24 protein-coding genes are annotated in these 23,524 nt (G+C 63.4%); 12 read left to right on the top strand and 12 right to left on the bottom strand.

Annotated elements, in window-relative coordinates; all coding sequences use genetic code 11:
• The first annotated feature begins 17 nt into the window (after positions 1 to 17).
• Both ACNQOP_RS05855 and pgm read left to right on the top strand, forming a co-directional pair.
• On the top strand, positions 18 to 773 hold the full coding sequence (locus ACNQOP_RS05855; RefSeq protein WP_416403642.1) for an SDR family NAD(P)-dependent oxidoreductase: 756 nt from the start codon (positions 18 to 20) through the stop codon (positions 771 to 773).
• Between the two features lie 199 nt (positions 774 to 972).
• A complete protein-coding gene (gene pgm, locus ACNQOP_RS05860; RefSeq protein WP_416403643.1) occupies positions 973 to 2,634 on the top strand; it encodes a phosphoglucomutase (alpha-D-glucose-1,6-bisphosphate-dependent) in 1,662 nt (553 codons plus the stop codon).
• 204 nt (positions 2,635 to 2,838) lie between these two features.
• Here pgm and ACNQOP_RS05865 read toward each other — a convergent pair whose 3' ends face one another.
• Positions 2,839 to 3,444 (bottom strand): malonic semialdehyde reductase, encoded by a 606-nt coding sequence (locus tag ACNQOP_RS05865; RefSeq protein WP_257370027.1) that lies wholly within the window; start codon positions 3,442 to 3,444, stop codon positions 2,839 to 2,841.
• Positions 3,445 to 3,698: 254 nt separating this feature from the next.
• On the opposite strand from ACNQOP_RS05865, the gene ACNQOP_RS05870 reads away from it, so the two are divergent.
• Positions 3,699 to 5,054, top strand: coding sequence for a uracil-xanthine permease family protein (locus ACNQOP_RS05870; RefSeq protein WP_416403644.1), 1,356 nt, complete (start codon positions 3,699 to 3,701; stop codon positions 5,052 to 5,054).
• Between the two features lie 15 nt (positions 5,055 to 5,069).
• On the opposite strand, the gene ACNQOP_RS05875 is transcribed toward ACNQOP_RS05870, so the two are convergent.
• Entirely contained in the window at positions 5,070 to 6,512 is a 1,443-nt protein-coding gene (locus tag ACNQOP_RS05875; RefSeq protein WP_416403645.1) for a lysozyme, read from the bottom strand.
• 244 nt (positions 6,513 to 6,756) lie between these two features.
• Here ACNQOP_RS05875 and ACNQOP_RS05880 point away from each other — a divergent pair, with 244 nt between their 5' ends.
• On the top strand, positions 6,757 to 7,323 hold the full coding sequence (locus ACNQOP_RS05880; RefSeq protein WP_416403646.1) for a type 1 glutamine amidotransferase domain-containing protein: 567 nt from the start codon (positions 6,757 to 6,759) through the stop codon (positions 7,321 to 7,323).
• Positions 7,324 to 7,418: 95 nt separating this feature from the next.
• Here the strand turns inward: ACNQOP_RS05880 and ACNQOP_RS05885 are convergent, their stop codons facing one another.
• Positions 7,419 to 9,083 carry an FG-GAP repeat domain-containing protein gene (locus ACNQOP_RS05885; RefSeq protein WP_416403647.1) on the bottom strand — a complete coding sequence of 555 codons (1,665 nt, stop codon included), beginning with the start codon at positions 9,081 to 9,083 and terminating at the stop codon, positions 7,419 to 7,421.
• 411 nt (positions 9,084 to 9,494) lie between these two features.
• On the opposite strand from ACNQOP_RS05885, the gene ACNQOP_RS05890 reads away from it, so the two are divergent.
• Positions 9,495 to 9,821 (top strand): hypothetical protein, encoded by a 327-nt coding sequence (locus ACNQOP_RS05890; RefSeq protein ID WP_257370023.1) that lies wholly within the window; start codon positions 9,495 to 9,497, stop codon positions 9,819 to 9,821.
• Between the two features lie 12 nt (positions 9,822 to 9,833).
• Entirely contained in the window at positions 9,834 to 10,385 is a 552-nt protein-coding gene (locus ACNQOP_RS05895; protein ID WP_235518023.1) for a dihydrofolate reductase family protein, read from the top strand.
• Positions 10,386 to 10,402: 17 nt separating this feature from the next.
• Here ACNQOP_RS05895 and ACNQOP_RS05900 read toward each other — a convergent pair whose 3' ends face one another.
• The gene (locus tag ACNQOP_RS05900) at positions 10,403 to 10,861 is read right to left on the bottom strand and encodes a hypothetical protein (protein ID WP_416403648.1); all 459 of its coding nucleotides are present in this window, start codon (positions 10,859 to 10,861) and stop codon (positions 10,403 to 10,405) included.
• A gap of 93 nt (positions 10,862 to 10,954) precedes the next feature.
• On the bottom strand, positions 10,955 to 11,398 hold the full coding sequence (locus ACNQOP_RS05905) for a YdeI/OmpD-associated family protein (RefSeq protein ID WP_416403649.1): 444 nt from the start codon (positions 11,396 to 11,398) through the stop codon (positions 10,955 to 10,957).
• A gap of 90 nt (positions 11,399 to 11,488) precedes the next feature.
• Here ACNQOP_RS05905 and ACNQOP_RS05910 point away from each other — a divergent pair, with 90 nt between their 5' ends.
• Entirely contained in the window at positions 11,489 to 11,725 is a 237-nt protein-coding gene (locus ACNQOP_RS05910; RefSeq protein ID WP_257370019.1) for a DUF2630 family protein, read from the top strand.
• A gap of 3 nt (positions 11,726 to 11,728) precedes the next feature.
• On the opposite strand, the gene ACNQOP_RS05915 is transcribed toward ACNQOP_RS05910, so the two are convergent.
• The 4 genes from ACNQOP_RS05915 to ACNQOP_RS05930 all read right to left on the bottom strand — a co-directional run bounded on the left by ACNQOP_RS05915 (position 11,729) and on the right by ACNQOP_RS05930 (position 15,147).
• Positions 11,729 to 12,871 (bottom strand): glycerate kinase, encoded by a 1,143-nt coding sequence (locus tag ACNQOP_RS05915; protein ID WP_416403650.1) that lies wholly within the window; start codon positions 12,869 to 12,871, stop codon positions 11,729 to 11,731.
• A gap of 48 nt (positions 12,872 to 12,919) precedes the next feature.
• Complete coding sequence (locus tag ACNQOP_RS05920; protein ID WP_416403651.1) at positions 12,920 to 13,882, bottom strand: D-2-hydroxyacid dehydrogenase family protein; 963 nt, start codon at positions 13,880 to 13,882, stop codon at positions 12,920 to 12,922.
• A 198-nt stretch (positions 13,883 to 14,080) separates the two neighbouring features.
• Positions 14,081 to 14,860, bottom strand: a complete 780-nt coding sequence (locus ACNQOP_RS05925; RefSeq protein ID WP_416403652.1) for a glycerophosphodiester phosphodiesterase — start codon at positions 14,858 to 14,860, stop codon at positions 14,081 to 14,083.
• 38 nt (positions 14,861 to 14,898) lie between these two features.
• Positions 14,899 to 15,147, bottom strand: coding sequence for a hypothetical protein (locus ACNQOP_RS05930; protein ID WP_211710388.1), 249 nt, complete (start codon positions 15,145 to 15,147; stop codon positions 14,899 to 14,901).
• A gap of 74 nt (positions 15,148 to 15,221) precedes the next feature.
• On the opposite strand from ACNQOP_RS05930, the gene ACNQOP_RS05935 reads away from it, so the two are divergent.
• Positions 15,222 to 16,136, top strand: coding sequence for an SDR family oxidoreductase (locus ACNQOP_RS05935; RefSeq protein WP_416403653.1), 915 nt, complete (start codon positions 15,222 to 15,224; stop codon positions 16,134 to 16,136).
• Positions 16,133 to 17,035 (top strand): methyltransferase family protein, encoded by a 903-nt coding sequence (locus tag ACNQOP_RS05940; RefSeq protein WP_416403654.1) that lies wholly within the window; start codon positions 16,133 to 16,135, stop codon positions 17,033 to 17,035. Before ACNQOP_RS05935 ends, ACNQOP_RS05940 begins: the two co-directional genes overlap by 4 nt.
• On the opposite strand, the gene ACNQOP_RS05945 is transcribed toward ACNQOP_RS05940, so the two are convergent.
• Positions 17,032 to 17,841 (bottom strand): HAD family hydrolase, encoded by an 810-nt coding sequence (locus tag ACNQOP_RS05945; RefSeq protein ID WP_416403655.1) that lies wholly within the window; start codon positions 17,839 to 17,841, stop codon positions 17,032 to 17,034. The genes ACNQOP_RS05940 and ACNQOP_RS05945 overlap by 4 nt on opposite strands.
• 84 nt (positions 17,842 to 17,925) lie before the next feature.
• On the opposite strand from ACNQOP_RS05945, the gene ACNQOP_RS05950 reads away from it, so the two are divergent.
• Positions 17,926 to 18,987: a glutathione S-transferase family protein gene (locus ACNQOP_RS05950; protein WP_416403656.1), complete on the top strand. Its 1,062-nt coding sequence runs from the start codon at positions 17,926 to 17,928 to the stop codon at positions 18,985 to 18,987.
• 3 nt (positions 18,988 to 18,990) lie between these two features.
• Here the strand turns inward: ACNQOP_RS05950 and ACNQOP_RS05955 are convergent, their stop codons facing one another.
• Both ACNQOP_RS05955 and ACNQOP_RS05960 read right to left on the bottom strand, forming a co-directional pair.
• The gene (locus ACNQOP_RS05955) at positions 18,991 to 19,926 is read right to left on the bottom strand and encodes a carbohydrate kinase family protein (protein WP_257370011.1); all 936 of its coding nucleotides are present in this window, start codon (positions 19,924 to 19,926) and stop codon (positions 18,991 to 18,993) included.
• 40 nt (positions 19,927 to 19,966) lie between these two features.
• On the bottom strand, positions 19,967 to 20,788 hold the full coding sequence (locus ACNQOP_RS05960) for an alpha/beta hydrolase (RefSeq protein ID WP_211710383.1): 822 nt from the start codon (positions 20,786 to 20,788) through the stop codon (positions 19,967 to 19,969).
• Positions 20,789 to 20,898: 110 nt separating this feature from the next.
• Here ACNQOP_RS05960 and ACNQOP_RS05965 point away from each other — a divergent pair, with 110 nt between their 5' ends.
• Positions 20,899 to 22,005: a GTP pyrophosphokinase gene (locus ACNQOP_RS05965; RefSeq protein WP_144649037.1), complete on the top strand. Its 1,107-nt coding sequence runs from the start codon at positions 20,899 to 20,901 to the stop codon at positions 22,003 to 22,005.
• 22 nt (positions 22,006 to 22,027) lie between these two features.
• On the top strand, positions 22,028 to 23,524 hold the full coding sequence (locus tag ACNQOP_RS05970; RefSeq protein ID WP_416403657.1) for a SulP family inorganic anion transporter: 1,497 nt from the start codon (positions 22,028 to 22,030) through the stop codon (positions 23,522 to 23,524).

Consider the following 23,524-nt stretch of genomic DNA (forward strand, 5'->3'; position numbering starts at 1 on the left):
CCCGCGAAGGAGGAATCATGGGTAACTTCGAAGGCAAAACCGCGCTCGTCACCGGCGGCGGTTCAGGGCTCGGCGAAGCGATCAGCAAGGACCTCGCCAAGAACGGCGTCAACGTGGTTGTCACGGACGTCAATCTCGACGCCGCCACCCGCGTAGCAGACGAGATCACCGCAGCAGGCGGGAAAGCCGTACCCTTCCAGGGCAACACAGCAGTTGCCGAGGACAGCAAGAAAGCCGTCGACTTCGCCGTCGAGACCTATGGTGCCCTTAACTACGCCGTCAACAACGCCGGAATCGGCGGAGCCAACGCCCCCATTGGCGAAGTCGACATCGATGACTGGGACCGCGTTATTGGAATCAACCTGAGCGGCGTCCTGTACGGAATGCGCTACCAGATCCCGGCCATCCTCGCAGCAGGCGCTTCCGAAGGCGCAATCGTCAACATGGCATCGATCCACGGTGCCGTCGCCGCACCCGGCAATGCCGCCTACACCGCAGCCAAGCACGGCGTCGTCGGCCTGACCAAAAACGCAGCCGCCGAATACGGCGCCCAGGGCCTGCGCGTCAACGCCATCGGCCCGGGCTACATCGACACCCCGCTCCTGGCCAGCGCCCCGAAGGAAGTTATCGACGGCCTCGAAGCCAAGCACTCGCTCGGCCGCCTGGGCAAGGCAGAAGAGATCGCGAACGTCACTACGTTCCTCCTTTCTGACAAGGCCAGCTTCATGACTGGTTCGTACGTACTCGTCGACGGCGGCTACACGGCTGTCTAGCGGCGCCTCCTCACTGACACCCCCGCTCCGCCCCGGTTCCTGGACCGGGGCGGAGCGTTCTTTTTGGTTAGCAGCCGTTCTTGAACAAGGGGTTAATCTTCATTCAGGGGCGGCAGCCGTGGGCGCCATTCGGCGTCACAGGGACCGGATCCCGGACATTTCCTGTCGGCAGGCCCCGAGGTCTGGCATGCTGGACCCCATGGCTAGCCGAGCGGGCACAGTTGCCCTTCCCCAAGACCTTGTAGACATCACAGCCCTGTTGGACGCGTACTTCGACGTCGCTCCTGACCTGGGTAATCCCGCGCAGCGTGTGGCGTTTGGAACGTCTGGACACCGCGGATCCAGCTTGAAGGCGTCGTTCAACGAACCGCATATCCTCGCGATCACGCAGGCAATCGTCGAGTACCGCGGGCGCCAGGGCATCACCGGGCCGCTGTTCATAGGACGGGACACCCACGCCCTCAGCGAACCGGCACAGAACTCCGCGCTTGAAGTTCTGGCCGCCAACGGGGTCACCGTGCTGGTTGACGCGCGGCACGCCTACACACCCACGCCCGCGCTGAGCCACGCCATCCTGAAGTACAACCGCGAAGCAGCCCCGGGCACGCCCCAGGCCGACGGAATCGTGGTCACCCCCAGCCACAACCCGCCCGGTGACGGCGGCTTCAAATACAACCCGCCCCATGGCGGTCCGGCTGACACCGACGCCACAGGCTGGATCGCCGACCGCGCCAACCAACTGCTGGAGAACGGCCTCCGTGGTGTGAAGCGCATTCCGTTGAACGATGCCTTGAACGCGGAAACCACCGGCAAGTTCGACTTCCTGAGCAGCTACGTGGACGACCTCCCCTCAGTGCTCAACCTCGACGCGATCCGTGAGGCCGGTGTCCGCATCGGCGCAGATCCCATGGGCGGCGCTTCGGTGGACTACTGGGGCGAAATCGGCGAGCGCCACCAGTTGAACCTCACGGTGGTTAACCCCACGGTCGATCCGCAGTGGGCTTTCATGACCCTGGACTGGGACGAGAAGATCCGCATGGACTGCTCGTCGCCGTCGGCCATGGCCTCCCTGATCAAGCGAATGTCAGTGGGTGCGGACGGTACAGCCGCCTACGACATCGCTACCGGTAACGACGCCGACGCTGACCGCCACGGCATCGTCACCCCCGACGGCGGCCTCATGAACCCCAACCACTACCTTGCCGTGGCCATCGACTACCTTTACCGGAACCGCAGTGGCTGGAACCCCGAATCAGTGGTGGGCAAGACCCTGGTTTCCTCCTCGATCATCGACCGCGTTGCTTCCGGGCTCGGACGCAAGCTGGTTGAGGTGCCGGTCGGTTTCAAGTGGTTCGTCCCTGGCCTGCTCTCCGGCGAAGGCGCATTCGGTGGCGAGGAATCAGCCGGAGCATCCTTCAACAAGCTCGACGGCAGCGTCTGGACCACCGACAAGGACGGCATTCTGCTCGCTCTTCTGGCTTCGGAAATCACGGCCGTCACCGGCTCCTCCCCCTCGCAGCTGTACAAGGGCCTCACCGACCAGTTCGGTGCGCCCGTATACGCGCGCATCGATGCCGCCGCCACGCGTGAGCAGAAGTCCAAGCTGGGCAAGCTCTCCGCTGCCGACGTCACGGCAACTTCCTTGGCCGGCGAAGAAATCACCGCCAAGCTCACCGAGGCACCGGGCAACGGCGCTTCGATTGGCGGCTTGAAGGTTGTTACGGAGAACGCCTGGTTCGCGGCACGCCCTTCCGGCACCGAGGACGTCTACAAGATATACGCGGAGTCCTTCAAGGGCGCCGACCACCTGGCCCTGGTGCAGGAAGAAGCCAAGGCCTTGGTGGACGGGGTCATCTCGTAGGTGAGCGAGCGTCCGCCCCAAGCAGGCCGGACGTGAGCGAGCGTCGGTGAGTACCAACGCTCACTCACGAAACCGACGGGTTTTCCCAACGCTCTATCACATCCCGGCCTCCTGGAACACCACTGGCCCTTAAACAGGAACCGCCGCTTAAAACAAGAACCGCCCGCTCACCTCAGGTGAGCGGGCGGTTCTGTGTTCGGAGTGCTAGACGGTGCGGACCACGTCGTCGTAGGAGAACTTCGGCTTGGCTGCGCCCCAGGCGTCCGGGCCGGGCTGGCCGATGTTGACCACGAGGAAGCTCTTCTGGTCACCGTTCGGGAAGAATTCGGCGTCGATCGCGGCGAAGTCGGCTCCGGTCATCGGTCCTGCGGCGAAGCCGAGCGAGCGGACGGCCAGGATGAAGTAGCCAGCCTGCAGGTGGGCGTTGTTGTTGCCCGTGGCTGCAGCAAGTTCAGCGTTGTCGTCGTACATGGCCTTGGGCGCACCGTACTCAGGAAGGAACTTGTCCCACTGACCCTGCCAGTTGGTGTCGTAAGACAGGAGCGCGACCAGAGGTGCGGATGCGGTCTTCGCCTGGTTGCCGCGGGACAGGTGGTCCACCAGCTTGGCACGGGCTTCGTCCGAGCGGACGTAGGTCACGCGGAGCGGCTGGGAGTTGAAAGCCGTCGGGCCGAACTTGGTGAGCTCGTAGATGGCGCGGGCTTGCTCTTCGGTAACCTCACCGGCAAAGCTGTTGGCGGTACGGGCTTCGGCAAAAATGGCGTCGACTGCTGCGGCGTCAATGACTGCTTCTTCGTGTGCAATCGTCATGGATGAACCTTTCGCTGGGCCAGGCCTTGTGGGCGGCCGGGCACTTCTGCTTTCCATGGTTGCAACTTCAACCTTGCCTGTCCTCTTCCCATGACGGCCCGTGACGTTGCGCACAAAGCATGACTCCGCGTGTCGCTTCTTTGCGTTGCGGGGCCCGCCATGCGTGCCGAATCCAGCGCGAAGCGCGTAGAGCAGGCCCCGCAATGGCGGTAATGTTGCACCGAATCCCAACACTCTTCTGAGGAAGGCCTGCCATGAGCATGCTCGGCACCAAATGGAAGCTCCACGGCAACGGCAAGTCCATCCGGCCCGGCCACGTGGTGGCACCGGATGAGCGGCTCGCGTGGCCGTTGACCATCGGCATCGGCATGCAGCATGTCGTGGCCATGTTCGGGGCGACCTTCCTGGTCCCCATCATCACCGGCATGCCACCAGCCACCACCTTGTTCTTCTCGGGCATCGGGACGCTGCTCTTCCTGGTGGTCACTAAGGGCCGGGTGCCCAGCTATCTCGGTTCAAGCTTCGCGTTCATCGCCCCGATCATGGCATCCCAACAGCAGTACGGCGTCAGTGGCGCCTTGGGCGGCGTGGTGCTTGCCGGCGTCGTACTGGCCCTTATTGGTGCCGTCGTGCAGAAGTTCGGTGCCGACTGGATCAATCGGCTCATGCCGCCGATCGTTACCGGCGCGATCGTCGCGTTGATCGGCCTCAACCTGGCCCCTGCCGCGAAGAACAACTTCGACGCCGCTCCCGTCACCGCCCTGGTCACCTTGGTGACGATCATCCTGGTGTCCGTCCTGTTCCGCGGCATCCTGGGACGGCTGAGCATCCTGGTGGGCGTTGTGGTGGGGTACCTGGTGGCCATGATGCGCGGCGAGGTCAGCTACGAAAAAATGGACGCCGCAGCCTGGGTTGGCCTCCCGTTCTTCCAGACGCCCGAGTTCCACATTGGGGTTGTGGGCCTGTTTGTGCCGGTGGTGCTGGTGCTGGTGGCCGAGAACGTCGGGCACGTGAAGTCGGTAGCCGCCATGACCGGCCAAAACCTCGACGGCGTCTCCGGGCGCGCACTGATGGCCGACGGCGCCGCGACGGTACTTGCCGGATTCGGCGGCGGTTCGGGTACAACCACTTACGCAGAAAACATCGGCGTCATGGCCGCCACCAAGGTCTATTCGACGGCGGCGTACTGGGTGGCCGGTATCTTCGCCATCCTGCTGAGCTTCTCCCCGAAATTCGGAGAACTGATTGCGACTGTCCCGCCGGGCGTCCTGGGTGGCGCCGCGACGATGCTCTACGGCATGATCGGTGTGCTTGGCGTGAAGATCTGGGTGCAGAACAAGGTCAATTTCTCCAACCCCATCAACCTGACCACGGCCGCCGTGGCCTTGATCATTGGCATCGCGGACTACACGTGGACCATTGGCGAGCTGAAGTTCACGGGCATCGCACTTGGGTCAGCTGCAGCACTGGTGATCTACCACGGCATGAAAGGCCTCGCCCGTTGGCGTGGGACCGTGGCTGAACCGGAGACCGAGACGGCGGGACTGCCGCCTGCGGTGAAGTCGGCGATGAACGCTGCCGCCAAGCGAACGGGACGCAAGGGGAAGTAGCGCCGCAACGGCCCGCTATTTGCTCCCGAACCTGGCGTTGTAGCGGCTCATGAATGCGGCCTTGGCGTCGCGGGCGACCGGCTCCAGGGGACGGTAGGTCCTGGTTCCGTTCGCCTCGGCCCAGCCGGTACTGATGCCGCTAGCCGCCAACCAGGTGATCTGCTTGTAGAACGGATTGTTCGTGGCAATGTCCGCAAAAGGCGACTTTGCGGGCGGGCTGTATGCCGGCGAACCTGCCAGGCGGTACATGAACGCGGCCATGGCATCACGCGCAACTGGTTCCAGCGGCCGGTAGGTCTTGGTTCCATTGGCCTCGGTCCACCCGGTGCTGATGCCCTTGCTGGCGAGCCAGGTGATCTGCTTGTAGAACGGGTTATCCGGGGCGACATCAGCGAACGGCGACCTGGCCGGCGGGGTGAAGGAAGGCGATCCGGCCAAGCGGTACATGAACGCGGCCATGGCATCACGCGCAACGGGCGCGAGGGGACGGTACGTCCTGGCGCCGTTCGCTTCGGTCCAGCCAGTCGAGATGCCTCGCGACCCGAGCCAGTTGATCTCGGTGGTGAACTGGCCACCGGAAATGTCAGAGAAGATCGGTCCGGGATTGGTTGCAAAGGACTTCAGCTGAGTCAGCGTTCCGTTGTAGATGTTCTGGTCCCCGGGGAAGACGCCCGAGTCGGCGTGCTGCCACAGGGTGTAGGTCTTCCAGCCAGCGGGAAGTGCTCCGGGCGTGGAGTCCCAATTGGAGATATGGAGCGGGTGGTTCCCAAAGCCATCAGCCTTCCCGACACAGTCCTCCCACCAGATTGTCCCGGTGTAAATCGCTGGAAGACGCCCGGTCCGGGCCAGGATGGTGGTGGAGAAATCGGAAATCCAGGCCACCATCTGGCTGCGGGTCATTCCGTAGCAGGCGCCGTCGCCATAGGGGCTGTCTTCGAGGTCCAGCAGCGCAGGAAGTGTTTTGCCGTCCGGTTTCCAGGCCGCACCACTCTGAAGGAAGTAGTTGGCTTGCGCCGCGCCGGACGAGCCATTCGGAAGGGCGAAGTGATACGCGCCGCGGAGCATGCCGGCAGAAGCAGCCCCCGCATACTGTGCAGAGAAATAGGGGTTGCTGTACCCGGTCCCTTCGCTGGCCTTGACGTAGGCGAACTTTGCCCCGTTGGCTGCGGCTTTGGACCAGTCCACCACGCCCTGGTGGCTGCTCACGTCCATTCCACGCACGCCTTGCGGCACTGCCAAGGGCGAAGCGTCCCGGATGGTGGCCAAGTCCTGGCCCTCGCTTTCGTTGTCACGAAGAGTGGATCCCATGGCGTGGTCCCCTTGGCCTGGTTCTTCGGCGGCGGTGGCTGCCCCTGCCCCTGAGGCGGCAAGGGTCACGACGACCAAGAGAAACGCAGCCACTTTGGCTCCGAGAGCGCCTCGGATCGGTGTTTTGACGGACGTGTGCGTTCTGAACATGGGGCGAGTCCTCCGGGGTGCGGGAGGAACCGGCGCCCCCACGTCATGCGACTCAGCCTACTATCCGGTAGCCACGCGCCGGTGCAGGCCCGGGCGAAAGCCACTTGGAAAAGCAGCGCTGCCCAACGGAACAAATAATCAGCTTGCTTACTATGGCTGGGTTCCCTAGGCTGGAACAGGTCAGACAAACAACTCTCGCAGCAACGGCATGTGCCCAAAAGGCAGCCGAACAAGAGGAGGAACAATGTCAGAACACAACATCTCGGGCAAGAAGGTCGCATTCCTGCTGACGGACGGCGTGGAGCAGGTGGAACTCACCAGCCCATGGCAAGCAGTGAAGGACGCCGGTGGCGAACCTACGCTTATCGCCCCCGAAAAGGGCACCATCCAGGGCTACAACGGCACCGAGCCGGGTGACACCTTCGATGCAACCCTCGCGGTGTCAGACGCCAATGCATCCGACTTCGACGCCCTGGTACTCCCGGGCGGCGTCGTGAACGCGGACAACCTCCGCGTCGATAAGGACGCCCAGAACTTCACGCGAGCCTTCTTCGAGCAGCACAAGCCCGTGGCATCGATCTGCCACGGCCCTTGGCTCCTCATCGAGGCCGGCGTCATCAAGGGCCGCAACGTCACCTCGTACCACACGCTCCAGACGGACATGAAGAACGCGGGCGCCAACTGGACCGACGAGGAAGTCGTCGTGGACCAGGGCCTGGTCACCAGCCGTAAACCGGACGACCTGCCCGCCTTCAACGCCAAGGTCGTAGAGGAAATCTCCGAAGGCCAGCACGCCGGCCAGACCGCCTAGCGGCCAGCCGGGCACCAAACCCGGGTGCCGTCGTCGTACTTTCACGAGAAGTACGACGGCGGCAATCGCCTTTTCGCTTCAAAGCTGCCTGCGGCCTAGAACAGTACAGTGAAGACGTCCCAGTCGGCTCCGACCAGGGCCCGCGGTTTCCAGCTTCCCGACTTGAAGGGGTAAAGATACATATACCCCGCACCGTCGACGCCATAGATATCGACCCAGCCATCGCCGCTCCGGTCTCCTGCGCTGAAAATATTCTTGAAGGACTGCCAACCGGAACCGATCACCTTGGCGCCCAACCAGCCGCCCTTGCCGTTTGAAGAATAGAGGAACAGCTGGCCACTGGCATTTGTGGCCAGGATATCCGCGTGGGAGTCGCCGTCGAAGTCGCCCGGTGAGAAGACCCTGTTGAACATGTTCCATCCAGCACCAACTTGCCGTGGAGCCAACCAGCCACCCCTGCCGTTACCTGGGTAGAGGAGCAGCCGGCCATCGCGGTCCCTGGCCAGGACGTCATCATGACCATCTTCATCGAAATCGCCGGGCGCAAAGAGTTCTGTCATTCCTTGCCAGCCAACGCCCACCTTTGAGGCCGGCTTCCACCAGTATTGCCCGTCGGCGGGATACAACCACAGTTCGCCGGAGGGCTTTCGAGCCAGTACATCGGCATGCCCGTCCTCGTCAAAGTCCCCGGGCGAAAAGATCTTGTCAAAGGCATTCCAACCCGATCCAACCTCCTTGGGGAACGCTCCGAAGTATCGGCCCCACATCCACAGTCTGCCGTCAGTGGTGCGAGTCATCACGAAGTCGCTCACTTCCCGACTGACATAGTTCCGGGAAGGGGCAGGGTTGGTCACATAGTCCGTCCAGTCGGTGGCGAAACGCCCAACAACCTTTCCATCAACCGAAATGACGGCCACGGCCGATACTGTTCCTCCGCCATCAGCTTCTTTGACGAGGTAGCCAGCACCAGGCGCTGCCGGCCTATCAGCATAGGAAGTGGATTTACTCCTCCACATAACTTCCATTTTCGGAGTTGCACCGACGGGAAGGCCCTTGATGTATGTGGGGTCAAAGTCAGTGTTCAGGGTGGAACCTATATACGGTTTTCCTGTCATGGCGACAGGACGCCCACCGACGAACAGGCGTGACTCCGACTCGGCGGACACCGACGTGAAACCAGGGGTGACGGTGGTGACCCGTAGCTTCACCTGGTTCCCGTAGTACTGCGCAATCAACCATCCGACGTTGGGCTCGACCCCCGCCCGATACTGGTAGTCCTCCACTTTCTCGCCTACAACCCACTGGACCCGCACTTGGTTAACGCCGGCAGTCCACGAGCCCTTGGAAATGGTGCCCTGAACCATACTTGTCCAGTCCAGGTCCAACCGGGGTTCAAACTTGGGAGCCACGGTATTCTGCGGCGTGCGCAAGGCATGGCCCGGGTTCTTCACCGTGAAGTCCAGGCTTTGGAGCAACGGGTCCCCGGCTCCGTCCGTGTTGAGTGTGTCATAACTGCTGTTACGACGAAGTTCGACTACTTCTGGAGTGTCTTTGCCCTGCACTCGATATGTGACAAGTACGTGCGACAGGCGCTGCAACCCATCAAAATAGTCGCCGCCGCCGATCACGGCCGATGCTTCAGCGGTGAAGCTGCCAGCTCCTGGATTGCCCGTCCACGTCAGTATTCGCGTTTCCGAATGTGAACCGTCCAAGTAGTGGAACTCCAACTGCTGGGCCGGCTGACTTAGTGTGAACTGCACTCGAGCAGCCTGCCCCGGGGTGAGGCTGAATCCCGACATCAACTTCACAGCCGTCAATTTAGGCACCTGGGTGGCATTGGTGACCGCATTGGCTGGGAGCACAGGCATCCCAACCATCACTAGAAGCATGGCCACCAACGCAGCAGCCATCCTCGATAAGGAACCAATTCTGCGTGATTGCTCCGACACGCGGCCGGCGGCACGTTCAGTGCGCACTTCTCCCCCAATATTCAGGCTGTGGAGGGCCTAATAGAGGCCTCTCGCTAGAGGATACAGTTTCCTTCCAGAATTACGTGCTATGAGACGGCAAGCCCACGTCGGAAGCGACGGCGGCACTCGCCTTTTCGTCGCAATGTTGCGCACGTCACACTCGCCACATACGCTGGGGGGCGCTGCAGCGTGGCAGCAACGATGAAAGGCAGTACATTGACCAGCGAGAAGCTTTCCGTAGTTGTTCGCGTCGACGTTGACGGCGAACAGATCCAGATCGCAGCGACCGGTCACGTGACCGCACAGAGCCTGCAGGGGCTGTATCCGGTGGTTCAGCGGACCAGGAGCCTGGGCGGCGGTCTCGGCGTCGAGATGGACCTGACGGACGCGATGGTGGATCCCGAAGCCCTGGATCAGCTCAAGGTTTATGCTGAGCTCCATGAAATGCCGGTCAAACTCAACCCTGCCCCCGGCAACGTGACTGCCCTTCCGTCCCGCGAATTCCAAACAACAAGCCGAGCAGCCTAACAGGAGGCACCGATGCGTAAAGTCACCGCCGGACTGTTCCACTCCGTGGATGGCGTAGTCCAGGACCCGTTCAAGTTCCAGTTCGATAGCTTTGACGAGGACCTGGGCAAGGGCCTGACCAAAATGATCAACACGGTGGACACCGTGGTTCTTGGGCGTGTCAGCTACCAGGAATGGGCCCAGTATTGGCCGAACGCGACGCAGGACGACGACTTCGCCAAATTCATTAACCCCGTCGAGAAGTTCGTCGCATCCCGAACGCTGACCGAACCGCTGGAATGGGAAAACTCGCACCTGATTGAGGGCGACGTGGAGCAGTTCGTCACGGACCTCAAGAACCGCGACGGCGGTGAGATCGCCGTCTGCGGCAGCATCTCGCTGGTACGCCAACTGCTGTTCGCGGGCGTGCTCGATGAGCTGACCCTGATGACGCACCCGGTGGTGGCCGGCAGTGGTCGGCGGCTCTTCGAGGACGGCGATCCACTGAACCGGCTCGTCCTGGAGGACCAGTACGCCACCAGCAAGGGCAACGTGGTGAGCACGTACAGTCTGCGGAAAGACTAACCGCACGACGGCGGGGCTCACCTGCCTCGTTTGGCGCGGCGCCGGCCTGTTTCCAGCAGCTGCACATCAACGTAACCGGTGCCCGGCATAGGAGAACCGCGTTGTTTGCGAAGCCGCGTGGCTTTGTACTCGTCCCTGGACAGGTTGAATCCATACCAGGCAATAAACCCCGCCAGCCCCATACCCCAAAGAGCGCCCCATGAGGGGCTATCTCCTTGAAAAAGCGGGGACAGAAGCATCGCCACCGACGCAACGAACCCAAGGCATCCGAATGCCGACAGAATCGCCATCCCCCACCAGGAACTCACCTGCGCCTGGCCGCGACCTGGCGTGAATCCAATCTCATCGCCGGCATAACTGTGGAGTTCGCCGGTGCTGGTCCTGCGGAGCACTCGCTTCTGACCGTTGGCCACGGCCTCCTTGTGCTCGGCATACACTTCATCGTCCCGCAGATCGCGCTCGGGGTCGTAAACCACGGCCAGCCTCCAAAGCTCGAAAAGTCCAGCCTAGCGGCCACGGCGTGTGGCCGCGGCGGCGGGTCGACTCGCTCGCTCGATAACGGCGTGTAGCTACTTCTTCCCGGCCTTCAAATCCGCAACCACCTTTGCGATCCGCCGGGCACGGGTTTCCGGCGTCTTGGCGTCCCCGATCGGCTCCACGTACCTCCGCTGCGAACTGTAATTCAGGGTCTCGTAAAAGGCCTTCGCCCCAGGCTCGGCGTCCAGCGCGGCAGCCAAGTCCTGGGGCACCTCGATGACGCGCGGCTGAGTGTCCACTTCCAGACCAACCTCCACCGTGTCCCCAGCGGAAGCGCCCGTCAGTTCACGGTTCGCCGAGCTGACGCCCACCATGTATTTGCCGCCCATCACGGCGATGCTGCTGCGGTAGCTCTGGCCGTTGATGGTCATCACCACCGGCGGGCGCTTTCCTGCACCCAACCCGTCAACGACCTCGTCCGGAACCTCGATGCCAGCCTTGTTTCCATCGCCCACGATGGTCGTAGTGAATTTCATGACCCAAGTATGCCGTCGGCTGAGAGTAGACGCACCCCGTCGGCTGGGCTACGTTCGAACGTAAGCGTCCCACCACAAAGGAGACAGAGCATGGATAACCAGGACCTGCTGGAACGTATTCAGTCGCTGGTCGAGGAGGAACACCGCTTGCGCGACTCCACCAGCACTGGGGCTGGGGATGACAGCGCCCGCCTCGCCCAGCTGGAGGCACAGCTGGACCAGTGCTGGGACCTGCTGCGCCAACGTCGCGCCAAGAAAAACGCTGGCGAGAACCCCGACGACGCCGAGCCCAGGCCGGTCAACGAGGTTGAGGGCTACCGCCAGTAGGCGCTACGCCCCTTCAAGCACCTGGCTGGTCGCCCACGCCAGGTACTTGGCCGCATTAGCCACGGCATCGGCGACGTCGGGAACACCATCCTTGCGCTGTGCAACGTCCAGCAACTGCGCGGCAGCCACAATCCCGTGCTTCGCAAGCTCTTCCGGCGTGACCGTGATGCGCCCCGCAACGGCCACCACTGGTATGCCGTGCACACTGGCGGCGTCGGCTAGCGCGATCGGCGCCTTGCCCGTGAGCGACTGCTCGTCCATGGACCCCTCGCCGGTGATGACCAGGTCGGCCTCGCCCAGGTGCTGGGCCAGGCCCGTGAGGCCTGCGACCAACGCGAAGCCGCCTTCCAGCGCAGCGTCAGTAAAGGCCAGGAACGACGCCGGGAACCCGCCTGCCGCTCCGGCTCCGGGCACGTTAACGTCGCGGCCGGTGGTTTCCCGAAGGAGCGATGCCCAGTTGCGAAGGCCGGCGTCGAGCTTCTCTACGGCGTCCTCATCGGCGCCTTTCTGCGGACCGAAAACATGTGCGGCACCATCAGGCCCGTACAGCGGGTTCCGGACGTCGACGGCGATGCGGAACGTCACGGCCGAAAGCCGCGGATCCAGCCCGGAGACATCCAAGGCGACGACGTCGGCCAGCGAACCGCCGCCGAGGGGCACCACGTTCCCCGCGGCATCGAGGGGCTTGAGCCCCAACGCACGCAAGGCCCCGCTGCCGCCGTCGGACATTGCCGAACCGCCCAACCCCAGCACGATCTCAGTGGCACCGGCTTCGAGCGCGGCTGCAATCAGCTGGCCGCAGCCGTAACTGTGGGCGCGGAGCGAGTTCTCGGGAGTCGGCTCCATGTGCGCCAGGCCGGATGCTTGCGCGGTTTCGATCACGGCAGTGGCGCCGCCAAATGCGTCCTTGCGGATCGCCCAGGAAGCGCCAACAGGCTTGAGGATGGGCCCAACCACGGCGTTGTTCCGCTCTTCGTAGCCCGCTGCGGTGGCGGCATCCAGTGTGCCTTCGCCGCCGTCGGCCACCGGGAACTGGGTGGTCACGGCGTCCGGGTAGACGCGGAGGGCGCCTTCAGCCATGGCTGACGCGGCTTCGGCAGCGGTAAGGGATCCCTTGAACTTGTCGGGGGCGATGAGGATACGCATGGATCCATCTTGCCAGCTTTACTGGGAAAGCGCTTGCCGCAGCGTAACCTAGCCGTTCAACACTCTAACCGGAGCGTCCGCAAGCCACGCTTTCACGTCCTCGAACGCACCCCCGTAGAACTGCCGGTAACTCTCGTGCGTCACGTAGCCGATGTGCGGCGAAAGCACCGTCCGGGGAGAGTGCAACAATGCATGCCCGGAAGGAAGCGGTTCCTCGTCGAAGACGTCCAAGGCGGCGCCCCTGATCCAGCCTTCCTCCAGGGCCTGTACGAGTGCTGCTTCGTCCACCAGCGGACCCCGGGCCGTGTTCACCAACAGCCCCTCCGGGCCCAGAAGCCGGAGTTCCTTGGCTCCCACAATGCCCTCCGTACGCTCCGACAACCGGAGGTGCAGCGTGACCACGTCGGACTCGCGGAACAGCTCCTCTTTTGTCACCTTCCGGGCGCCCGCTGCTTCGGCTGCTTCGGCGGTGAGGTTTTGGCTCCACGCCAGGACGTCCATCCCAAAGGCCTTGGCGTAGCGGGCCATTCGGGAACCGATCTTGCCCAAGCCCACAATGCCCAGGGTCTTTCCCTCGAGTTCGAACCCAACGCCCGTTTGCCACTCCCCCGCCCTGAGCGAGTTCTCCTCCACAGGAAGGTTCCGGGCAAATGCCAACAGGAGCGCCCATGCCAACTCCGGTGCCGCCGCCGGTGAACCAGCCGTACCGCACACCACAATCCCGCGCTCCTTTGCCGCTTCCATATCAATGGCGGCGTTGGCCATGCCCGTAGTCACCAGGAGCTTGAGGTTCGGCAGGGCATCCAAGGAACTCTGCGGGAAACGGGTGCGTTCGCGCATCGCCACAATGATGTCGAACGGCGCCAAGGCGGCCACGGCCTGCTCCTCCGACACGAAAGGTGCGCTGAAAACACTGACCTTCACGTCGTCGTCGAGCAGTGACTCCCACGGGGCGTAATCCCCGGAGACCTGCTGGTAGTCATCAAGGATCGCTAAACGGAACAGGGTCACGCCAATCTCCCTCGCGCAGTGGCTGCTGGTACTGACCACCATCTCACGTAGGTTTTTGGGTGTCAGCCCAACCCGTCGGGCGCGGTCGAAACCCTAGGGATGTGAGCGAGGGTCCACGGGAAACGGTAGGGATGTGAGCGAGGGTCCGGTTTCCCCGAACCCTCGCTCACATCCCACCCGCTTCAACCAAACGCTCGCTCACACCCACTCGCCGCGACGGACCAGGACTTCCTTGAGGAGGTCGAGCCGGTCGGACACGAGACCGTCCACGCCAAGATCCAGCAGCCGGTCCATTTCCGCGGGTTCATTGATGGTCCACACATGCACCTGCAGGCCCAGCCGATGGGCGCGTCGGACGAAACCCGGAGTCACAACCGGGAGCCTTCCGTAGCCGACCGGGACCTGGAAAACGTCGACGCCGGCAAGCAGCTTCCGTGCCAAAGTGGCGGGCAGGACAGGACCCAGAAGAACAAAAAGCGCCGTCAGAGTGCTGCCGGCCGAGGAGGCCACACGCCGTGATAACAGCCGAAGGACTGCGCGGCGGCGCCTGTCCGAAAAGCTCGTCACCAGGACCCGGTGGTGGATTCCATGCCTCTCAATGGCCTCCGCCAAGGGGCGCACCGAGTTCCAGTCCTTGACATCCAGGTTCAGCCGGGCGTCCGGCAACGAGGTAACCAGCTCGTCGAACGTTGGCACCGGCTCCATCCCACCAATGCGCGCCTTGGCAACCTCCGCGGCGGTCAGCGAGGAGACGGTGCCCACGGAATCGGTCACCCGGTCCAGGGACGAGTCATGGAAGACAAGGACCACGCCATCACGGGTGGTGTGCACGTCCGTTTCCAGATGCGCAGTTCCCAATTCGACTGCAGCTTTGAAGGCTGACATGGAATTCTCCAGGCCGTCCAACGAAAAACCCCGGTGCGCGAAGGCCAAAGGGCCAACCGAACCGTCCTTGCGGAGGAAATAGGGCAGCTTCACACCCGTAGCGTAGCCGACGTCCGCCCCAAAGAAGTGTGTCAGGCCTCGTGCGGAACGATCGCGACGCCGTCGCTGACGTGCACCAGCGTCCGGCCGCGACCGCCGTCGAGCTCCACCCAAACTGCTGTGGCGTCTCCGGTGACGGCGTCCACCACACCTGCGGACTCGTAACCGGGGGTGAGCGTGACCTTGACGCGGTCGCCCTGCCGCAGCGAGCGCCAGTGATGGTCCGGTTCGATGCGCCGCAACGGCGCAGTGGTGAAATCGTTGATCCTACGCTTTGCCATGGTTCCCCTGCACCTTCGACGTGCTAACAAGTCCGTGGCTGAAAGCCTACGGGTGCCACGTGAACGCCGGTTGTATGGAGGCTGGGAACTCGGTGACAGCTGCGGCCTGCGAAACTAGGGGCATGACTGTATTGATTGCCGGGTGCGGCGACCTCGGAACCGAAGCCGGGCTTCGCTTCGCCGCCGCCGGCCGTGAGGTTGTTGGCCTGCGTCGGTCCCCCGAAAAGCTGCCGCCCCAGATCCGTGGAATGTACGCGGACCTCGCCAAGGACCTGCCGGAGTTTCCCTCGGATGTGGACATCGTGGTGATTGCCGTGGCAGCCGATACCTCCACCGAGGAGGCCTATCGCACGGCTTATCTGGAGGGCACCCGGAACGTGCTGGACGCGTTGGAGCGGCAAAGGTTGGAGCCGCGCCGGATCCTTTTCGTCTCCTCCACGGCTGTGTACAAGGATTCCGGCGGGGCTGTGGTGGACGAGTCCACGGCCACGGAGCCGACGCGCTTCAGCGGAAAAGTGCTGGTGGAGGCCGAAGAATTGCTGTTCTCTCGGACCCGAGGCACCAGCACAGAGGCCATCTCGTTGCGCCTGGGCGGCATCTACGGACCGGGACGCACCCGGCTGATTGACCAGGTCCGCACAGGACAAGCGGTCATTCCCGCCCGGCCCCGGCACACCAACCGCATCCACAGGGACGACGCCGCAGCCATGATCGTCCACCTCACCACCATGGACCAGGCTCCGGATCCGGTGTACATAGGCGTTGACGATCACGCGGCAGAAATGGGCGAGGTCATGCGGTTTCTTGCTGCTGAACTGGGCTGCCCGGAACCCCCGACGGCGGCACCCGGCGACGCGTCCGACGCCGGCCCTGGCGACAAACGCTGTTCGAACAAGCGTGTACGGGCCACCGGGGTCGAACTCACCTTCCCCACATATAAGGAGGGCTACCGCGCCCTGCTGGCGGGCAAGGGCATGCGGCACCCGTGACGGGGCCTGCGTGGGGGCGGGCATATTTTGCCGCGCAGGCCGTGGCGGGGGCTGCCTGGTGGATCTCAGTCTTTGCCCTGCCACTGATCCGTGAATTAACGCTTGGACAGTTGGATCCTGTCATGGTTGCCTGTGCGGATATCCCGCTGTTCGTCGTGGCTTCGGCCGTGGCGGCCTGTGGCAACAAGGCGGCGGCTGTCATCGCCACCGCCTGGACCTGCTTGGTCACCGTGGCGTTGGCAAGCTATGCCACCATCAGCACCGAAGCAGGGTGGGGCGTTGTGGCCATGGCCGCCGCGTCCGCATGTTCCATAGTGGCGCTCTGCCTCGTTGCCTACGGACGAGTGCCATCTGAGTGGGTTCTCCGCGGTCCGTTCGCGTTCCGCCCAGCAGCGCAACGCCCCACGGCAGCTCCGCATGTCGCTACGACGTTCGCGCAACTCGTGCTCTTCTGGAGCTTCTTCCTGGGAGTGATTCCCCTCGCGGTATCAGCACTGGAGAACCGCTGGGCTGTCGCCCTGCCGATCCCTGGCATCGCAGGCGTGATTGGCGCGGTCCTCCTGGTACTTGCCAGCGCACTGGGCATCTATTCAGCACTGGCCATGTCCACCCTTGGACAGGGCACGCCGCTGCCATCCGCAATGCCCAACCGTTTGGTCATCGCCGGGCCGTACCGCTGGATCAGGAACCCGATGGCTCTCGCAGGAATCGTGCAGGGCGCTGCCATCGGACTCATGCTGGGATCGTGGCTGGTGGTCGCTTACGCGGTGATTGGCTCGCTGGTGTGGAATTACGCAGTGAGGCCCCACGAAGAAGCTGATCTCCGCCGACGGTTTGGCACAGACTTTGACCGCTACTGCGACAACGTCCGTTGTTGGGTCCCGCGGTTCGGAAACTAAACCCGCTGTTCGGTGAGTTTCGCCTCAAGAACCTGGGCCACGCCGTCGTCGTCGAAGTGGGGAGCCTGCTGGCCGGCGGCAAGAATGGCCTCCGGGTGTCCGCTGGCCATCGCGTAGCCGTGGCCCGCCCAGCGGAGCATCTCAATGTCATTGGGCATGTCCCCGAACGCCACGACGTCCGCGGCATCGATCCCCAGCGACTCGGCGTACTTGGCCAGGGTGACGGCCTTGTTGATGCCTTGGACTGACATTTCCAGCATCGCCGTGCGTGGGGCCGAATGCGTCGTGCTTACCAAATGGGCGACTGCCGGCTGCACCTCGGCAAGGAAATCGTCAGGGGTGCCCTTGCGGGTGATCGCCAGGAACTTTACGACGGCGTCATCCGCCGTCAGCGTCTCGTCCAACGGCCGGGGGGTGAACTCGGCAAGCAACTCACTGGTTTCGTTCTCGATGAAGCCCGGCTCCAGCTGAAAACCTGTCAGGGTTTCGACCGCGAACAGGGCATCGGGCCTGATGGACTTGATGATGCGGCGGGCCTCAAAGACTGACGCGGCGTCCAGGACGCACGAGGAAAGTGCTTTTTCGGATTCCAAATCCCACACGACCGCGCCGTTGGAACAGATCACGATTCCGCTGTGGCCGAGCTGCTCCTGAAGCGGGTAAAGCCACCGCGGCGGCCGGCCCGTGACGAAGACCAGTTCCACCCCTGCGTCACGGCACGCCTGGAATGCCTTGATGGTCCGGTCACTGATTTTGCCGTCGTGACCGAGGATGGTGCCGTCAATATCGCTTGCTACGAGCCGCATCAATCCAGTCTAGTGGGCTGCTGATCTGGCGCCGCCGAAGCCAAGTGATAGCGCAGCCCTGGAAGTGCCCCATAGTGTGGGTTCATGAGCGAGAAGACCGGAACAATCGAAGAACACAGCACACGCGGCGCGTATGTCACCGGCGGTGAGTTCAACCGGGACACGAATTATATTGAGGACCGCATCACCCGCGATGGCGCACCCGGACCTGACGGAGAACCGGGCTGGCCTGTCGGACCGGGACGGTATCGCCTCATCGCAGCGCGGGCATGTCCGTGGGCCAACCGAACTGTGATTGTCCGCAGGCTCCTTGGGCTCGAAGACGTCATCAGCCTCGGCCAGCCAGGACCCACGCACGATGCCCGCTCCTGGACGTTCGACCTCGATCCGGACGGCAAGGATCCCGTGCTGGGCATTGAGCGGCTGCAGGACGCGTTCTTCCGCCGCTTCCCGGATTACCCCCGAGGCATCACTGTTCCGGCCATTGTCGATGTCCCCAGCGGAGCAGTGGTCACCAACAACTTCCCCCAGATCACTCTGGACTTCTCCACGGAATGGACGGAGTTCCACCGGCCCGGCGCCCCGCAGCTCTATCCGGAACACCTGCGCGAGGAGATCGACCTGGTCAACAGGCGCGTCTTTACCGAGGTCAACAACGGCGTGTACAGGTGCGGGTTCGCGGGCTCACAGGAGGCCTACGACGCCGCCTACGAACGGTTGTGGACGGCCTTGGATTGGCTGGAGGAACGGTTGACGACCCAGCGCTACCTGGTGGGCGACACCATCACGGAGGCCGATGTCAGGCTCTTCACCACCTTGGCCCGCTTCGATGCCGTCTACCACGGACACTTCAAGTGCAACCGGAACAAGCTCAGCGAAATGCCTGCCTTGTGGGGCTACGCCCGGGACTTGTTCCAGACGCCGGGCTTCGGCGACACCATCGATTTCGTGCAAATCAAGCAGCACTACTACATAGTGCATGAGGATATTAACCCCACGCAGATCGTTCCTGCCGGCCCGGACCTGTCCGGGTGGCTTACCGACCACGGACGCGAGGCCCTGGGCGGCAACCCCTTTGGTGAGGGCACCCCACCGGGCCCGGTCAAGGCCGGTGAAGAGGTAGCCGCAGGGCACGGCGCCGGCTAGCTCCTAAGCCGCACCCTGGTTGAGCTCGGCGCGGGTCGGGGGGTTGGCCCCGGCCCGCGAGACCGTGACAGCGGCAGCACGCGTTGCATGATCCAGGATCGCGGCGAGTGTCTCCGCAGGCATGGCCCGGAGCGCGTCCCTGTTCTGTGCCCCGTCCAGCCCGTGGTCCACAATCGCGGACAGCAACCCGGCCATGAACGAGTCCCCCGCACCCACGGTGTCCACGACGTTCACGGAGGGCGCGGCCACTTCCGTTTCCCCCGCCCGTGTGATCCCCCATGGCCCGCGTGATCCACGGGTCACCACCACCAACGCAGGTCCTTCGTCGCCGCCCAGGGCCAACCAACGGCGCGCGGATTCCGTCGGATCGACGCCGGGATACAGCCATTCGAGGTCCTCGTCAGAGGCCTTTACGACGTCGGACAGCACTACGAAGCGTTCGGCTTGCCTACGTGCGTAGTCGACGTCCGTGATGATGCTTGGACGGCAGTTGGGATCGAAGCTGATGGTGCTGGCCGGGTGGGCATGCTCGACGGCGGCAAGCACCTCCGCGGCGCCGGGCTCCAAGGCAGTGGCGATGGAACCTGTGTGGAGCAGGGTGGTGCCCTGCAGCATGAGCGGCAGCCGCGGGGCGAGGCCGGGCAACTCCCAAGCGAGATCGAACGCGTAGGTGGCGGCGCCGTCGTCGTCGATTTCAGCGGTGGCGACGCTGCTTGGTTTGTCGTCCGGCGGCAGCGGCACCATCACCGAACTTGAACGCAGGTGCGCGGCGATCGAGTCGCCGTAAGCGTCGCGGCCGTACCGCCCGATGAACTGGACGGGGTGGTCCAGGCGCGCCAGCCCGACTGCCACGTTGAGCGGGCTCCCGCCCACATGCGCCTCGATTCCAGAGGAGCGTTGAACGACGTCCACCAGGGCTTCACCAATGACAGTCAGCATGGGACCACTCTGCCAGAGCGCGGCCTCCGCAGCCCAACAATTACGAGAGCAATCGCTGCACCAGCTCGCGGCACTTCTTGTAAGCCACTGCCTTGGGATCGATCAGGTCGAAATGGTCGCCGGGCACGCGCAACAGTTGGGCCGCGCTACCGGCAGCCGTGGCCGCAGCAACGTAGGCCTCGGACTGGCTTGCAGGAACGTCCTCGTCTTCCGTGGCGTGCACGGCATAGACGGGGACGTTGATGGGCAGCAAACTCATGGGATCCGCGTATTTATGCCGTTTGGGGAATCTGGCCGAATCACCGCCCATGAGGTTGCAGACTGCGCCGTTGCTGAGGTTGAGCTTCTCCGCGGCCGCAAGGTTGAGCAGGCCGGACTGGCTCACCACGCCTGTCAGGTGGACCGCGTTGTCCTCGGGTGAGCGCACCAGTTGGCGGTCGGCGTCGGGAGTTCCTATGGCCGAAAGCCGCTCACGACCGGCGGCCCAGACAGCAAGGTGACCGCCGGCCGAATGCCCGAGTGCCACCACTTTGCCCAACTGGAGGTCGTGGTCGCCCGCGATTTCGGACAGATGGTCGATGCCGGCCAGGATGTCCTCGAAAGTATGGGGCCAACCACCGCCGTTCCCTGCCCGCCGGTATTCAAGGTTCCAGGCCGTGATGCCGTGCGCTGCAAGGTCCCGCGCAAGGGGCTCACCGAGCTCCGCACCGTACTGCGAGCGCCAGTAGCCGCCATGGATCACAACGGCGACTCCACCGGCAGCTGCTGATGCGCCGCGATGGTTCCCGTTGTTCGGTTCAGGTATGAAGAGTTCGCCCCACTGACTGGGGTGTTCGCCGTAGCTGTACTTGTGCCGCAACATTGCGCCCTCCTTTGTACTGAGCCTATCGTGACGATCCGGAAGTTTGGCTAGGGGCACCCCGACGGCGAGTGGCCGGGTTCAGTGTCGGACCCGACCCGTAAGCTGGGGGCATGGCAAGCAATTGGGACAGCCTGGACCAGGACCAGCGCGACGCAGTGGACGCGAACGTGGCCCTCTACGAGCGGGTTCGTCCCGCCCTCAAGCGCGTTACCCGCGATGTCCTGCTCACGTTGAGGGACATGCTGAACGACGCCGAAGTCACGCCGTTGTTCGTCACGGGACGGACAAAGACCGTGGAGTCGTTCCGGGAAAAGATTTCCCGGACGGACGATCCCTTGGAGCCGGGCGGTCCGCGGGTCCTCAAGTTCCCGGACCCTTTCCGCACGTTGAACGACATGGTGGGCATCCGTGTCATCACCAAGCTGCCCGCCGAAAACGCTGCGGTAGCCAACATCATCAAGCGGCAGCGTCAGCTCTTTGATTGCCGTGGCGACCGCGAGAAGGACATCGGCTCCATCGAGTCCGGGACCTACGGCTACTCCAGCCGCCACCTGATCCTTCGCACTATCCAGAACGAGGCCGTCAAGGAGTACCAGCACGTCTTCAATCCGGACATGCCGGCCAACGGCAGCTATTTCTTCGAATGCCAGATCCGTACAGTGTTCGCGCACGCCTGGAGCGAGATTGAGCACGACATCCGTTTCAAGGCCGAAGATCCACGCGCCTGGACGCCCCATTTCGACCGTCAGTTCACAGCAACCGCGGCAATGCTGGAAACGGTGGAGAGCGCCTTCGCCGACCTCCATGAGCGCTACGAGGAAGTCCGCAGCTACTGGGACCTGGAGGGTGAGGGCGGTTCGCCCCTGACTCCCAACCGGGTTCGTGATGTCTGGCGGACGCTCCTTCCCCACGTTGACCGTAAAGTTGATGACGACTGGGGATGGGCCGCCGAGCTGCTTGCCGCCCACGGACTGACCAAGACCGTGGAACTGGCTGGGCTGCTCAGCGCCAACCGGATCACCGAGGTCCGCAAGGCCCTGGACCACCGCTACTCCCCCGGCCCCGACCGCCTCCTGGATGACCTCCTGCTGTGGCAGTACGGAACCGAACACATTGATCTCACCGCCGAGGCGCCCGACGTCGTTCCGCACCCGCGGCGCGACAGCCTCCAGCGGCGTCTTAAGCAGATTGAGCGCTACCGTCAGACTGCTTTGTAAAGACCGCCCCCAATAAGGACCCATGACTCCCGAGCAACTCATGTCACTGCGGGTGACGTTCCGTTCGCCCCGCCGCCTGCTGACGGAATCCCTCGCGGGTCTCGTGGTGGCTTTGGCACTCATCCCGGAGGCCATCGCGTTCTCGGTGATTGCGGGCGTGGATCCTCGGATCGGGTTGTTCGCTTCGTTCACCATGGGCGTGGTGACCGCACTGGTGGGAGGCCGTCCCGCCATGATCTCCGCGGCAACCGGGGCGGTGGCACTGGTGATCGCTCCGGTGATGAAGGAACACGGACTCGACTACCTGATTGCCACGATCATCCTGGCCGGGGTTTTCCAGATCATCCTGGCGGTGCTGGGGGTGACACGGCTGATGCGTTTCATCCCGCGTTCGGTGATGATCGGTTTCGTGAATGCACTGGCCATCCTGGTGTTCATGTCGCAAATGCCGGAACTCTTCAACGTCCCTTCGGCGGTGTATCCGATCGTCATCGTGGGATTGGTGATCGTGTTTCTTCTGCCGCGCTTCACCAAGGCTGTTCCTGCTCCCTTGGTGGCGATTGTGCTCATCACCTTGGTCACTGTGCTTGGTGGAATCGACGTTCCGACCGTGAGCGACAAGGGCGAACTCCCGGACAGCCTCCCGGGCTTCTTCCTGCCCAACGTCCCCTTGAACCTGGAGACGTTCCGGATCATCGCACCCTTCGCCTTGTCCATGGCCTTGGTGGGTCTGCTGGAGTCGCTCATGACCGCCAAGCTGGTGGACGACATCACGGACACCCGTTCCAACAAGACACGGGTCTCCTGGGGCCAAGGTGCGGCAAACATCGTGACCGGGTTCCTGGGCGGCCTGGGCGGATGCGCCGTCATCGGGCAGACCATGATCAACGTCAAAGGCTCGGGGGCACGCAGCCGGCTGTCCACGTTCCTTGCAGGCGTTTTCCTCCTGGTGTTGGTGGTCGTCTTGGGTGACGTTGTGGGCATGATCCCCATGGCAGCCTTGGTGGCCGTCATGATCTTCGTTTCCCTGATCACCTTCGACTGGCACTCCGTGCGGCTTTCAACCCTGAAGCGCCTCCCGAAATCCGAGACTGCGGTGATGCTGGTGACCGTTGCCGCTGTGGTGGCGACACACAATCTGGCGGTGGGAGTCGGCGTCGGCGTTCTGACCGCAATGGTGCTGTTTGCGCGGCGGGTGGCCCATTTTGCGACAGTCGAGCGGACCGAACTGGAGCTCAACGGAGAGACCGTGGCGACGTACACGGTAGACGGTGAACTCTTCTTCGCCTCATCCAACGATCTCTACACCCAGTTCGATTACGCAAAGGATTCCTCAGAAGGCATAGATCGCGTAGTTATCGATCTCCACGGCTCGCACATCTGGGATGCGTCTACGGTGGCCGTCCTCGATTCAGTGACTGAGAAGTATCGCAACCATGGGCGCGAGGTGGAGTTCATTGGGCTGAACGAGGCCAGCGTGCGCATGCGGGAGCGTCTGGCGGGGAAGCTCAACTCCTGA

Origin of the sequence: Arthrobacter sp. LFS091 (assembly GCF_047977885.1) — a bacterium.
Taxonomy (GTDB): Bacteria; Actinomycetota; Actinomycetes; order Actinomycetales; family Micrococcaceae; genus Arthrobacter.

What these genes read in the sequence shown, in the direction of transcription:
- ACNQOP_RS05855 (WP_416403642.1), top strand. Translation starts at nt 18, where the DNA reads ATGGGTAACTTCGAAGGCAAAACCGCGCTCGTCACCGGCGGCGGTTCA.
- pgm (WP_416403643.1), top strand. Translation starts at nt 973, where the DNA reads ATGGCTAGCCGAGCGGGCACAGTTGCCCTTCCCCAAGACCTTGTAGAC.
- ACNQOP_RS05865 (WP_257370027.1), bottom strand. Translation starts at nt 3,444, where the DNA reads ATGACGATTGCACACGAAGAAGCAGTCATTGACGCCGCAGCAGTCGAC.
- ACNQOP_RS05870 (WP_416403644.1), top strand. Translation starts at nt 3,699, where the DNA reads ATGAGCATGCTCGGCACCAAATGGAAGCTCCACGGCAACGGCAAGTCC.
- ACNQOP_RS05875 (WP_416403645.1), bottom strand. Translation starts at nt 6,512, where the DNA reads ATGTTCAGAACGCACACGTCCGTCAAAACACCGATCCGAGGCGCTCTC.
- ACNQOP_RS05880 (WP_416403646.1), top strand. Translation starts at nt 6,757, where the DNA reads ATGTCAGAACACAACATCTCGGGCAAGAAGGTCGCATTCCTGCTGACG.
- ACNQOP_RS05890 (WP_257370023.1), top strand. Translation starts at nt 9,495, where the DNA reads ATGAAAGGCAGTACATTGACCAGCGAGAAGCTTTCCGTAGTTGTTCGC.
- ACNQOP_RS05895 (WP_235518023.1), top strand. Translation starts at nt 9,834, where the DNA reads ATGCGTAAAGTCACCGCCGGACTGTTCCACTCCGTGGATGGCGTAGTC.
- ACNQOP_RS05905 (WP_416403649.1), bottom strand. Translation starts at nt 11,398, where the DNA reads ATGAAATTCACTACGACCATCGTGGGCGATGGAAACAAGGCTGGCATC.
- ACNQOP_RS05910 (WP_257370019.1), top strand. Translation starts at nt 11,489, where the DNA reads ATGGATAACCAGGACCTGCTGGAACGTATTCAGTCGCTGGTCGAGGAG.
- ACNQOP_RS05915 (WP_416403650.1), bottom strand. Translation starts at nt 12,871, where the DNA reads ATGCGTATCCTCATCGCCCCCGACAAGTTCAAGGGATCCCTTACCGCT.
- ACNQOP_RS05930 (WP_211710388.1), bottom strand. Translation starts at nt 15,147, where the DNA reads ATGGCAAAGCGTAGGATCAACGATTTCACCACTGCGCCGTTGCGGCGC.
- ACNQOP_RS05935 (WP_416403653.1), top strand. Translation starts at nt 15,222, where the DNA reads ATGGAGGCTGGGAACTCGGTGACAGCTGCGGCCTGCGAAACTAGGGGC.
- ACNQOP_RS05945 (WP_416403655.1), bottom strand. Translation starts at nt 17,841, where the DNA reads ATGCGGCTCGTAGCAAGCGATATTGACGGCACCATCCTCGGTCACGAC.
- ACNQOP_RS05950 (WP_416403656.1), top strand. Translation starts at nt 17,926, where the DNA reads ATGAGCGAGAAGACCGGAACAATCGAAGAACACAGCACACGCGGCGCG.
- ACNQOP_RS05955 (WP_257370011.1), bottom strand. Translation starts at nt 19,926, where the DNA reads ATGCTGACTGTCATTGGTGAAGCCCTGGTGGACGTCGTTCAACGCTCC.
- ACNQOP_RS05960 (WP_211710383.1), bottom strand. Translation starts at nt 20,788, where the DNA reads ATGTTGCGGCACAAGTACAGCTACGGCGAACACCCCAGTCAGTGGGGC.
- ACNQOP_RS05965 (WP_144649037.1), top strand. Translation starts at nt 20,899, where the DNA reads ATGGCAAGCAATTGGGACAGCCTGGACCAGGACCAGCGCGACGCAGTG.
- ACNQOP_RS05970 (WP_416403657.1), top strand. Translation starts at nt 22,028, where the DNA reads ATGACTCCCGAGCAACTCATGTCACTGCGGGTGACGTTCCGTTCGCCC.